The sequence below is a fragment of the Streptomyces sp. NPDC004031 genome (assembly GCF_053604375.1).
The window spans coordinates 138,515-150,705 of the sequence record NZ_JBSGHL010000011.1; the positions used below are offsets into that span (position 1 = coordinate 138,515).

Consider the following 12,191-nt stretch of genomic DNA (forward strand, 5'->3'; position numbering starts at 1 on the left):
TACACCGTGCCGCCCCGCCCGTCCCGCCGTCCCGCTCGTCCTGCCGCCGCCCGCGGCCGGGCCGCGCCTCGTACGCTGACCTGCGTGCCCCGACCCCGTACCGCCCGCGCCCGGCGGTTCGCCGCCACCTGCCTGGCGACCGCGCTGCTGGCCTGCCTGCCGTCCTGCTCCGGCGGCGGCTCCCCGGACCCCTCGGCGGGCGCCGCCGGGGTCGGTGACCGGCTCTTCCCCGGCGCCGGCAACGGCGGCTACGACGTCACCCACTACGGCCTCGACCTGTCCTACGACCCCGGGACGAACCGGCTGTCCGGCACCGCGGTCGTCAGCGCCACCGCGACGCAGGAGCTCACCCGGCTGAACCTCGACCTCGCGGGCCTGACCGTGAGCCGGGCGAGCGTGGACGGGCGCACCGCCCGGACCACCCGCTCGGGCACCGAGCTGACCGTGCGCCCGGCCCGTGCGGTGCGCCGTGGCGCGCACTTCGCCGTCACCGTCGTCTACGCCGGGGTGCCGCGCCTGCTCACCGATCCCGACGGCTCGCACGAGGGCTGGTTCCGCACCGACGACGGCGCGCTGGCGCTCGGTGAGCCGGTCGGCTCCATGGCGTGGTTCCCCGGCAACGACCACCCCTCGGACAAGGCCGCCTTCGACGTCACCGTGTCCGTGCCGGCCGGTCTGACCGTCGTCTCCAACGGCGAACTCGCGGACACCCGCACGACGGGCGGCCGTACCGCCTTCCACTGGCGCAGCACCGCGCCCATGGCCACCTATCTCGCCACCGTCGGCATCGGGCACTACACCGTCAGCCGCTCGCGCACGCCCGGCGGGGTACCGCTCCTCACGGCCGTCGATCCGCGCGCGGCGGACGCCACGACGACCGCCGCGCTGGCCCGGCTGCCGGAGATCCTGGACTGGGAGACCGGCCGGTTCGGCCCCTACCCCTTCGCCTCCTCCGGCGCGATCGTCGACCATCTGCCCCGCGGCAGCGTGGGATACGCGCTGGAGACGCAGAACCGTCCCGTCTTCCCCGGCGACGGCGACGGCTCAGCGGTCGGCGTCACCACGCTCGTGCACGAGCTGTCGCACCAGTGGTTCGGTGACTCCGTCACCCCGCGCAGCTGGCAGGACATGTGGCTCAACGAGGGTTTCGCCACCTATACCGAGTGGATGTGGCAGCAGCACGACGCGGGCGTGCCGCTCGCCAGGAGCGCCGCCGAGGCCTTCTCCGACCCCGCCACCTGGTCCTTCCCGCCGGCCGCGCCGCCCACGGCCGCCGACGTCTCGGCCCCGCCGGTCTACGCCCGCGGGGCGCTGGTGCTGTACCAGCTCCACCAGACGCTCGGCGACACCGTCTTCGACCGGCTGCTGCGCGGCTGGGCCGCGGCACATGTCCACGGCAACGCCTCCACGGCCGACTTCACGGCATACTGTGCGCGTTTCACCGGCCGTGACCTCACCCCGCTGTTCTCGACCTGGCTCTACGGCAAGGCCAGACCCGCCCGGCTGTGAGCGGTCCCGGCCCCGCGGGTCAGCGCAGCGGCTCGCCCACCGCGTGCATATGGCCGAGCGCCTGCGCGTAGGAGTCCAGCAGCCCGGTCTCGGTGTAGCGCACACCGACGTGCGCACAGTGGGCGCGCACCAGCGGGCGGGCGAGCCGCAGGTGCGGGCGCGGCATGCTCGGGAAGAAGTGGTGCTCGATCTGGTAGTTGAGCCCGCCGAGCAGGAAGTCCACCACCGGATTCCCGCGGACGTTGCGCGAGGTCAGCACCTGGCGGCGCAGATGCCCCCAGCGGGCGCCCGGTTCGGGCATCTCCATGCCCTTGTGGTTGGGGGCGAACGCGCACCCCAGGTGCAGGCCGAAGAGAGCGTGGTGCAGCGCGGCGAAGGCCAGCGCCTGCGGCCACGGCAGCGTGGTCAGCAACAGGGTCGCGTAGCCCGCCAGATGGGCGGTCAGCAGCGAGCCCTCCACCAGCCGGCCGCGGCGGTCCAGCCGCCTCAGGTCCTGGAAGCTCGCGACCTTCAGGGCGAGCCCCTCCAGCAGCAGCATCGGGAAGAACAGCCGCGCCTGGTGCCTGGTCAGGAAGCGCGCGAAGCCCTGCCGTTCGACGGCCTGCGCCCGCGTCCACACCAGGGCGCCCACCTCCACGTCCGGGTCCTTGCCCACGTGGTTGGGGTTGGCATGGTGCCGGTTGTGCTTGTCGCTCCACCACGCGGCGCCCATTCCCAGCAGCAGGTTGCCGTGCACCAGCGCGATGAACCGGTTGGCGCGACGGCCCGCCGCTATCTGCTGGTGCCCCGCGTCATGTCCGGTGAAGCCGCTGCGCGCGGAGAACACCGCCGCCGGGAGCGCCAGCGCCAGCACCCACCACGACCCGGTGCGCCCGACCAGGGCCACCGCCGTCCAGACCGCGGCCATGGCCAGCAGGTCGGCCGCGATCGACACCGCGTAGCGCCCCCGGCGGCGGCGCAGCAGCCCCGACTCGCGCACCGTGCGCAGCAGCGGGGCGAATTCGCTGGACTCGCAGCCGGGGGCACGCCCGGTCGGTTCGACGGGGGTCAGGACGGTCGCCATGGGCGCTCCTCGGTGACGGGCGGTGTCTGTCCTACGGCCCGGACGGGCCGTACGGCGACGCTACGAACCACCGCCCGCCGCGGACCATGGCACTGTCACCCGACTTCCCGGGGTGCCCGTCCCCCGGGGAACGCGGGGGATATCCCCACCCCGGTCAGTTGCGAGGGGGACCGTACTGGCCACGGACGATCTCTGCCCGGCCGCATCCCGGCGGCCGCGCCCGGCCCAGTGTCCCATCCCGGCGAGCCGTTCAGAACCGTTCCTGCGCTCCCAAAGACGCGCGGGCCGCCAGGCGGCGCCTTACCGTGTGCCGCTCCGTGGCGGCGTCTACGATGCTGGACAACCGCCAAGCGGCAGGTGTCTTGGCCAGGTCTGAGGAGCACCATCATCAGCGGCAACGTTTCGGTCGAACGCAGGATCGCCGAGGAGCTGGGCGTACGCGAAGGGCAGGTACGGGCGGCCGTCGACCTGCTCGACGGCGGGGCCACGGTGCCGTTCATCGCGCGCTACCGCAAGGAGGCGACCGGCACGCTCGACGACGAGCAGCTGCGCAACCTCGAGGAGCGCCTGCGGTATCTGCGCGAGCTGGACGAGCGGCGCGCCGCGGTGCTGGAGTCCATCGACTCCCAGGGCAAGCTCGACGACGCCCTGCGCGAGCAGATCATGGCGGCCGACTCCAAGGCGCGGCTGGAGGACATCTACCTGCCGTACAAGCCCAAGCGGCGCACCAAGGCCCAGATCGCCCGCGAGGCGGGCCTGGAGCCGCTCGCCGACGCGCTGCTGGCCGATCCGGGGCTGGACCCGCAGACGGCCGCCGCACCGTACGCGGACACCGACAAGGGCGTGGACGACGCGGCGGCGGCGCTGGAGGGCGCCCGCGCCATCCTCACCGAGCGCTTCTCCGAGGACGCCGACCTGGTCGGCGAGCTGCGCACCCGGATGTGGAGCCGCGGCCGGCTGGTCGCCAAGGTGCGCGAGGGCAAGGAGGAGGCGGGCGCGAAGTTCGCCGACTACTTCGACTTCGCCGAGCCCTTCGGCAAGCTGCCCTCGCACCGTGTGCTCGCCATGCTGCGCGGCGAGAAGGAGGAGGTCCTCGACCTCACCCTGGAGCCGGAGGAGCCCGTCGAGGGCCCCAGCAGCTTCGAGCGGCGCATCGCCCAGCGCTTCGGCGTCGCCGACCGCGGCCGTCCCGGCGACCGCTGGCTGCTGGACACCGTCCGCTGGGCCTGGCGCACCCGCATGCTCGTCCGGCTCGGCATCGACCTGCGCGTGCAGCTGCGCCAGGAGGCCGAGGACGAGGCGGTGCGGGTCTTCGCCGCCAACCTGCGCGACCTGCTGCTCGCCGCGCCCGCCGGCACGCGCGCCACAATGGGCCTCGACCCGGGCCTGCGCACCGGCGTCAAGGTCGCCGTCGTGGACGGCACCGGCAAGGTCGTCGCCACCGACACCATCTACCCGCACGCGCCGCACAACCGCTGGGACGAATCCCTCGCCACCCTGGCCCGGCTCGCCGCCGCGCACGACGTCGACCTGATCGCCATCGGCAACGGCACCGCCTCCCGCGAGACCGACAAGCTGGCGGGCGACCTCATCAAGGCGCACCCGGAGCTGAAGCTCACCAAGGCCGTCGTCTCGGAGGCCGGCGCCTCGGTCTACTCCGCCTCCGCCTACGCGTCCGCCGAGCTGCCCGGCATGGACGTGTCGCTGCGCGGCGCGGTGTCCATCGCCCGCCGTCTCCAGGATCCGCTGGCGGAACTGGTCAAGATCGACCCGAGGTCCATCGGTGTCGGCCAGTACCAGCACGACCTCTCCGAGGTGAAGCTGTCGCGCTCGCTGGACGCCGTGGTCGAGGACTGCGTGAACGGCGTCGGGGTCGATGTCAACACCGCGTCGGTGCCGCTGCTGCGCCGCGTCTCGGGCATCACCGAGGGCCTGGCCGCCAACATCGTCACCCACCGCGACACCCACGGCCCCTTCCGCAGCCGCAAGGCCCTCAAGGACGTCGCCCGGCTCGGCCCGAAGGCGTACGAGCAGTGCGCGGGCTTCCTGCGCATCCTCGGCGGCGAGAACCCGCTGGACGCGTCCGCCGTGCACCCCGAGGCCTACCCGGTGGTCCGCCGGATCGGTGTGAGCGCGGGCACCGCCGTCCCCGACCTGATCGGCAACGGCACCGTGCTGCGGGGGCTGCGCCCGGCGGATTTCGTCGACGAGTCCTTCGGTCTGCCGACCGTCACCGACATCCTCGCCGAGCTGGAGAAGCCGGGGCGCGACCCGCGGCCCGCCTTCAAGACCGCGGCCTTCAAGGAGGGCGTGGAGGAGATGAAGGACCTGCGCCCGGGGATGCTGCTGGAGGGCGTGGTCACCAATGTGGCCGCCTTCGGCGCGTTCGTGGATGTCGGCGTCCACCAGGACGGGCTGGTGCACGTGTCGGCGCTGTCCGACCGGTACGTCTCCGACCCGCGCGAGGTCGTCAAGCCCGGGGACATCGTCCGGGTCAAGGTGCTGGACATCGACCTGCCGCGCAAGCGGATCTCCCTCACGCTGCGGCTGGACGACGAGCCGCGCGCCGCAGCGGGCGCGGGCGGCGGCGGTGAGCGCCGCGGCACCGCGCCGCGGCAGGGCGGCGGACGGCAGGGCGGCGGCCGTCAGGGGCAGGGCCAGGGCCAGGGCCAGGGCGGCGGGCGCCGCGGAGGCTCCGCGCCCGCCCCGCAGAACGGTGCCATGGCCGACGCGCTGCGCCGGGCGGGCCTGACCGGCGGGCGCTGAGGGACGGGGCGGGCCGGCACGCGCCCGGCCCGCCCGGTCTGCCGGAAACGCCGGGAACCAGGACGGTCGAGCGGGCGTTCTGGTGGGTAGGCGGTAACTGAGTGAAGGAGCGGCGACCTGCCGCGGGACGCCGTGAACGGAGGCGGGGACAGATGTCGAATCGTGCGAAGGTCGCCATCGGTGGTGTGGCGGTCGGGCTGATCCTGCTCATCGTTCTTCCCTGGTGGGTGTCCTTCCTGATCATCGTCGGGATCCCGGCGGCGGCCTACCTGACGCTGGATTCCTCGCAGCGCCGCAGGCTGCGCCGTGTCTCCCGGCGCCAAATAGGTCGCTGACCCGGACGAGGCCCCGGTAGCGTGGCGGCCCGCCCTGTCCCGGCACGGGCGGGGCGGTCACCTGGGAGGGGTTCGGCCCGATGTCGCTTGTTCCCGCCACCGTGCGGTCCGTCGAGGAGCTGGTCGCGTACACCGCGCGCGGCAACCGCGTGAAATACCTGCACTTCTGGGGCCACCGCCCGCAGCGCGACGGCAGCGTGGGCCCCGGCTGTCTCAGCCAGTGGTGGCCCGCGCCCTTCACCGTGGACGGCATCCGCTACGCCACGGCAGAGCACTGGATGATGGCCGGCAAGGCGCGGCTCTTCGGCGATCCGGAGGCCGGGCAGCGCGTCCTGGCAGCCGGCTCGCCCGGCGCCGCCAAGGCCGCCGGGCGCACGGTGCGCGGATTCGACGAGGCGGTCTGGGTGCGGGAGCGCTTCGCGCTTGTCGCCGAGGGCAGCCGCCACAAGTTCGGGCAGCACCCCGAGCTGCGGAAGTACCTGCTGGCGACCGCGGGCCGGGTGCTCGTCGAAGCCAGCCCGGTGGACCGCGTCTGGGGCATCGGCCTGGCGGCGGACGACGAGCGCGCCGCCGACCCCGCACGCTGGCACGGCCTGAATCTGCTGGGCTTCGCCCTCATGGACGCCCGCGACGCCCTCGCGTGACGCCCCGGGGGGCCCGCCCGAGCTCCCACCGTACGGGAGGCTCGGGCGGGCAGCCGCGCTACTTCAGATACGGTCCGTCCGTGCCGATCTTGCCCGGCGTGGCGTTGCTGCCGCCCAGGTCGAGGACGTAGACGCGCATGTCGCCCTTGCCGGGCGCGGCGACGGACAGCGTCCCGTCGGCGACCGTCCGCACGTCCCCGGTGACGGCATCGACGTAGCGGCCGTTCGGTATCCCGCTGAAGGTGGCCGCGTCCGTCACCGTCACCAGGGCGAAGCTGTCGGTCCCGGAGGCGCTGTCGGTGTAGCGGCGCTTGAACGACATGCCGCCGCCGCTGACCCCGTCCGTGCTGTACTGGCCCATCTGCAGGGCCGGTATCGCCCGGCGGATCAGGTTGAGCCGCTGCAGGTGCTCGACCAGCGGCTGCGCGAGTGTGGTGGCCACCGCACCGGACGCGCTGCCCACCACACCGAAGTCCGGCGCGGTGACGCTGCCCTCCAGATGGTCGCCGTAGTAGGCCCGGCCCGTCGTCGCCAGCGGGCAGCTCGGCCCGCAGTCGATCGTCTTTCCGGCCTGGAACTGGATCTCCGAGCCGCAGTAGAGGGTGGGGATGCCGCGGAACGTCCACATCAGCGCCATGTTCTCGGCCCACGCGTCCTGGCCTCCGGCATAGCGCACGGACGATTTGTTGGGCCCGTAGTCGTGGCTGTCGACATAGACGACGTTGTAGGTCGCGTCGTTCGTCGAGTCGTCGGAGTCCTTGCCGTTGAAGAAGGCGTTGTGCGCGTCACCGAAATTCATGTGCATGCGCATATCGATGATGTTCATGCCGGAGAACCGGCTGTGGTCCGGCGTGTGGTAAGCGTTGCCGTCGAGGAAGGCGTTGGCGGACGTCGGCTGGTTGCCGGTGCCGAGCTGCTCCTCGTAGGTGTACTGCTCGATCGCGGCGGTGGCGTCGTCGGGGCTGTATTCCTTGCGCTCCTTCCATGTGTAGAACTGCGCCGAATGGTTGACCGAACCGCGGTTCCACTTGTCGTTGACGAAGGCGCCGACCTCGCCGAAGACGAAGAAGTTCTGCGCCTTGTCCTGACCCCAGTCCTGGAGCACGCGCTGCTGGATGGCGGGCAGGAACCGGCGGTTCCAGGTGACGCGCGGAATGTGCACGGCGGTGTCGATGCGGAATCCGTCCACGCCCATGTCGATGTACTTGTCGTAGGCGCCGATCAGGTAGTTCTGCACCGTCGGGTTCTCGGTGTTGAAGTCGGCGAGGTCGTCGGCGAGCCAGCACGACCGGGAGTCCTCGCCCTCCCAGTTGCCGATCCAGCACTGGTGGTAGAGGTCGGCGGGAAAGAGCCCCGAGGTGGGCGTGGGCCACTGGCAGTTGTAGAGGGTGTAGCCCTCGGGACTGTGCTGGCCGTTGGGCTTGCCCCAGTTCAGGCAGGTGTTTCCGGCCGGTTCCGCGGTCGACCACAGATCGCCGTTGTAGTACGACTTCCCGGTCTTCGGATCGATCGTCAGACCGTCGTAGCCGAAGCCGTCCTCCTTCTCGTCGTAGTACCACGACCACTGGGTGTCCCGGACGCCGTAGACGGTGGGCACGAAGAGGCCCTTGGCACCCCACCGGGAACTGTGGTTGTAGACGACGTCCTGGTAGATCTTGATGCCCTTGGCGTGCGCGGCGTTGATGAGGTCCTGGTAGGACGCGCCGGCCGACTCCAGCCGGGGGTCGACCCGGTAGAAGTCCCACCCGTGGTAGCCGTGGTAGTCGTAGTCGCTGCGGTTGAGGACCACCGGGGTGATCCAGATCGCCGAGAAGCCGAGCGCCTTGACGTAGTCCAGCTTCTGGACCAGGCCCTTGAAGTCGCCGCGGAACATCGGGTCGTGGTTGGCGGCGTTGCCGGAGGCCACGTCCTGGTTCCCGCCGCGGTCGTTGCTCGTGTCGCCGTCGTAGAAGCGCGCGGTGAGCACGAAGTAGATCGGGTCCTTGCGCGGGTCCGTGCCGATCATCTCGCCGGAGGTGGCGGGCGGCGGGGCGTGGCCGGTGGTCGCGCTCGCCGGGGCGGAGGCCGCCGACACGTTGCCCGCCGCGTCCAGCGCGACGACGGTGTAGGTGTAGGTGGTGGCCTCCTCCAGGCCGGACTCGGAGAAGACCGTGGAGCCCACGCTCGTCACCACCGTGCCCCTGCTGCCGCCGGTACGGGTGACCTGGTAGCCCGTCACCCCGGTGTCGTCGGTGGACGGATCCCACGTCAGCACCACCGCGGTGTCGGTGGCCGCGGCCTTGACCGCGTCCGGCACACTCGGCGGTGTGGTGTCGGGCACGACCGCCGCGCAGGGATCCGCGGCCCCGGAGGTCACCTTGTGGTCCTTGACCGTGCTCACCCCGGTGCCCAGCGCGTAGTTGGCGCCGTTGTTGTTGTCCCACGTGCCGTTACCGTTGTTGAACGTCGCCGCGAGGCCTCCGGCGCCTTGCAGATCGACGGATTTCTTCACCCACCCGGTGCAGGCCGGTTCCATGCCGACGCCCGGAACGGCCGTCCACGGCTTGCCGTTCGGCGCGTAGTGCAGGTTGACGGTCGTCCAGCCGACCGTCGCGGTGGAGTAGAAGACCGTCGCGGACGTGGCCGCCGGCGGGTCGCCGGTATCCCCGGCGCACGGGTCGCTGTGCGCCACCGCGCCGTCCTTGACGGTGATGGTGCCGGTGCCCAGGGCGTAGTTCTTGCCACCGTTGTTGTCCCAGGTGCCCCGGCCGTCGGTGAACGTGGCCTGCCACCCGGTGGCGGCGCCCAGATCGACGGTCTTCTTCACCCAGCCGGTGCAGGCCGTCTCCATGGCCACCCCGGGAACGGTCGTCCAGCTGCCGCCGTCCGGCGCCCAGTGCAGGTTGTAGGCCGCCCAGCCGGTCGATGTCGTGGAGTAGAAGATGGTGGCGCTGTTGCCGGCGGCGGTCGCCGCGGAGGCGCGGGCACCGCCGGTCGCGGGCAGCAGCGCGGCCACGAGCGCGCAGAGCGCGGCGAGCAGCAGCGTCAGCGGGCCGGGCCCGGCCCTGTGGTGATGGCGCGTCAGGAGGGTCACAGGGTGCTCCTCGGAAAGGGCCGCACACGGGCGGCCGGTGTGGGGGGTGCCGTCTCCTCCGCGCGCCACGGAAAGAACGGCCGTATTTCTTGCGCAACTTGCTGCAAGAACCTTCGTGAAGGTACTGGGACATGTGAGTGACGTAAAGAGGTGCGGACGGGCACGGTGCCGCACCGCACGTAGGGTGATCGAGGTGCGGCAGCCGCACCCGCGCGACGGAAGGTGGTCCGGCGGAGATGACGGAGCGTCTGGTGGTCATCGGCGGCGACGCCGCCGGTATGTCGGCCGCGTCGCAGGCACGGCGCCGCAGGGACGCCGCGGACCTGGAGATCGTCGCTTTCGAGCGCGGCCGCCACACCTCCTACTCGGCCTGCGGCATCCCGTACTGGATCGCGGGCGACGCGGCCGGTCCCGGCGCCCTCGTCGCCAGGACCGCAGAGGAGCACCGCGAGCGCGCCATCGACCTGCGGCTCGGCACCGAGGTCGTCACGATCGACCCGGAGCGCGGCCGGGTCCGCAGCCGGGACGCCGCGGGCCGCGAGGAGTGGACCGGCTACGACCACCTGGTGATCGCCACCGGCGCGGAACCGGTGCGCCCGCGCGTGCCGGGCATCGACGCGCCGGGCGTCTTCGGCGTGCAGACGCTCGACGACGGCGAGGCCGTCCTCCGGGGGCTGGAACGCTCCGGGGTACGGCGGGCCGTCGTCGTGGGCGGCGGCTACATCGGTGTCGAGATGGCCGAGGCGATGCTGCGGCACGGGCTCGACGTGACCCTGATCGACCGCAACGAACAGCCCATGACCACTCTGGATCCGGACATGGGCCGACTGGTGCGCACCGCACTCGAAGGCCTCGGGGTGCGGGTGGTCTCCGGCACCCCGGTCCGCGAGGTGCTCACCGGTGCGGACGGCCGGGTCCGCGCGGTGGCGACGGACGCGGGCGAGCATCCGGCCGACCTGGTGGTGCTCGGTCTCGGCGTCCGGCCGCAGACCCGGCTCGCGGCCGCCGCGGGACTGCCGCTCGGCGCCCACGGCGGCCTGCTCACCGACCGCGCCATGCGGGTGCGCGGCAGCGAACGCGTCTGGGCGGGCGGCGACTGCGTCGAGGTGCTCAACCTCGTCTCCGGCGAGTTCCAGCACATCGCGCTCGGCACCCACGCCAACAAGCACGGCCGGATCATCGGCATCAACATCGGCGGCGGTTACGCCACCTTCCCGGGCGTCGTGGGCACCGCCGTGAGCAAGGTCTGCGACGTGGAGATCGCCCGCACCGGCCTGAAGGAGTCCCAGGCACGGGCGGCCGGCCTGCAGTTCGTGACCGCGGTCATCGAGTCCACCAGCCGCGCCGGCTACTACCCGGGCGCGGCCGTCATGACGGTCAAGATGCTGGCCGAGCGCCGCAGCGGGCGGCTGCTGGGCCTGCAGATCGTCGGTGGCGAGGGCGCGGCCAAGCGGGTCGACGTCGGCGCGGTCGCGCTCACCGCGGGCATGACGGTCGAGCAGATGACCGGCCTCGACCTCGGCTACGCCCCGCCCTTCTCCCCGGTGTGGGACCCCGTGCTGGTGGCCGCCCGGAAGGCTGCCGACGCGGTGGCCGCGGACCTCGCCGCCGACTGAGGTCCACGGCAGGGCACGGGCCCGGCCACGCGGACCGGGACCGTCGGCGACCGCGTACGTGCGCGCGGTGCGGGCATGGTGCCGGGGTGCGTACGTGCGCGGGGCCGCGGCCGGAGTGCGGGGGTGCGTACGTGTGCGGGGCGCGGCAGCCTGCCCGCCGTCAGGAGGGTGAGCCCGCGAGTTTGTCGAGCGCCTCCAGCAGGTGCGGCAGCGACCGGCCGCGGCCGACCGGCATGATCTCGCCGGGAGCGTCGTCCAGCAGCACGAAGGCGATGTCGTCGGTCCGGGCGACCAGACTCCATCCCGGTCCGTCGGCGCGCAGCGACCCCGCGGTGGTCCGTACCCGGCCGGGCGGCGGGGGAGTGCTGACGTACTGCGCCGCTTCGGCCAGCGCGCGGCGCACCCCGGGGTGGGAGATCTCGGCCGGCGCGGCGGCGGCGTCGGCGGGGCCGGGCGCGGCCTCGGCGTCCGGACCCGCGGGCGGAGCGTCCGCGTCCGGTGCCGCCTCGCCCGTGCCGGAAGCGGCCGTGCCGGAAGCGGCCGTGCCGCTCGCGGCGCCCGCGGCCTTCTCGCCGTCCGTACCTGGACCCGTGGAATCCGCCGCCTCCTGCGGGGCAGGGGCGGGCGCCGTGTCGGGCGCTGCACCGGGCGCCGTGTCAGGTGACACGTCCGCGGGAGCGAGGGACGGCGGGAGCTGGTCGCGCCACTCGTGCCAGTGCACCGCTATCTCGTCGGCGCCCAGCCGCCGTTGCGGCGGCCCCCAGACCGAGACGTCCGGCGGGGTGAGCGCGGGCCCCGCCTCCTCCTCGGCCGGGTCGTGCGGATCCGGGACGTCCGGCACCGCCACGGCCACCGGCAGCGGCCAGCCCGGCAGCGACGCGGCAAGCGTCTCTTCCTGCGGCGCCAGCTCGTACTCCAGGCCGCAGTCCCACGCCGCCAGCGCGCACGCGACGAGGGCGGCGTCCGTGGTGACGACCGTCCAGCGGGCGCCGCGGCCGTCCTGGCCGAACATCAGGCCGTAGCCGTCGGGCAGCGGGTCGAGCCCCAACTGCTCGCACGCGGCGGGGTAGTCGTCACCGAGCACTCCGGGGAAGCGCTCGGCGGTCAGCATCGCGGCCGTCAGCACGAACAGCGCGTCCTCGTCCTCCGCGTAGTCGGCATGCTCGGCCGCGGCCATGTGGCGCC

8 protein-coding genes are annotated in these 12,191 nt (G+C 73.0%); 5 read left to right on the forward strand and 3 right to left on the reverse strand.

The window, feature by feature from the left end; all coding sequences use genetic code 11:
- Positions 1 to 84: 84 nt before the first annotated feature.
- Positions 85 to 1,509, forward strand: a complete 1,425-nt coding sequence (locus ACWERV_RS09815; RefSeq protein WP_452930900.1) for a M1 family metallopeptidase — start codon at positions 85 to 87, stop codon at positions 1,507 to 1,509.
- Between the two features lie 19 nt (positions 1,510 to 1,528).
- On the opposite strand, the gene ACWERV_RS09820 is transcribed toward ACWERV_RS09815, so the two are convergent.
- Complete coding sequence (locus ACWERV_RS09820) at positions 1,529 to 2,572, reverse strand: acyl-CoA desaturase (protein ID WP_452930903.1); 1,044 nt, start codon at positions 2,570 to 2,572, stop codon at positions 1,529 to 1,531.
- Between the two features lie 357 nt (positions 2,573 to 2,929).
- On the opposite strand from ACWERV_RS09820, the gene ACWERV_RS09825 reads away from it, so the two are divergent.
- From ACWERV_RS09825 to ACWERV_RS09835, 3 genes are all read left to right on the forward strand, one after another.
- Complete coding sequence (locus ACWERV_RS09825; protein WP_452930905.1) at positions 2,930 to 5,338, forward strand: Tex family protein; 2,409 nt, start codon at positions 2,930 to 2,932, stop codon at positions 5,336 to 5,338.
- Positions 5,339 to 5,490: 152 nt separating this feature from the next.
- Complete coding sequence (locus tag ACWERV_RS09830) at positions 5,491 to 5,673, forward strand: hypothetical protein (RefSeq protein WP_398179750.1); 183 nt, start codon at positions 5,491 to 5,493, stop codon at positions 5,671 to 5,673.
- An 80-nt stretch (positions 5,674 to 5,753) separates the two neighbouring features.
- Complete coding sequence (locus ACWERV_RS09835) at positions 5,754 to 6,317, forward strand: NADAR family protein (RefSeq protein ID WP_452930907.1); 564 nt, start codon at positions 5,754 to 5,756, stop codon at positions 6,315 to 6,317.
- A 58-nt stretch (positions 6,318 to 6,375) separates the two neighbouring features.
- Here the strand turns inward: ACWERV_RS09835 and ACWERV_RS09840 are convergent, their stop codons facing one another.
- On the reverse strand, positions 6,376 to 9,303 hold the full coding sequence (locus ACWERV_RS09840) for a carbohydrate binding domain-containing protein (RefSeq protein WP_452930980.1): 2,928 nt from the start codon (positions 9,301 to 9,303) through the stop codon (positions 6,376 to 6,378).
- A 323-nt stretch (positions 9,304 to 9,626) separates the two neighbouring features.
- Between ACWERV_RS09840 and ACWERV_RS09845 the strand changes: the two genes are divergently transcribed.
- Positions 9,627 to 11,006 carry an FAD-dependent oxidoreductase gene (locus ACWERV_RS09845; protein ID WP_452930909.1) on the forward strand — a complete coding sequence of 460 codons (1,380 nt, stop codon included), beginning with the start codon at positions 9,627 to 9,629 and terminating at the stop codon, positions 11,004 to 11,006.
- 160 nt (positions 11,007 to 11,166) lie between these two features.
- On the opposite strand, the gene ACWERV_RS09850 is transcribed toward ACWERV_RS09845, so the two are convergent.
- Positions 11,167 to 12,183 carry a hypothetical protein gene (locus tag ACWERV_RS09850; RefSeq protein ID WP_452930912.1) on the reverse strand — a complete coding sequence of 339 codons (1,017 nt, stop codon included), beginning with the start codon at positions 12,181 to 12,183 and terminating at the stop codon, positions 11,167 to 11,169.
- Positions 12,184 to 12,191: the final 8 nt, after the last annotated feature.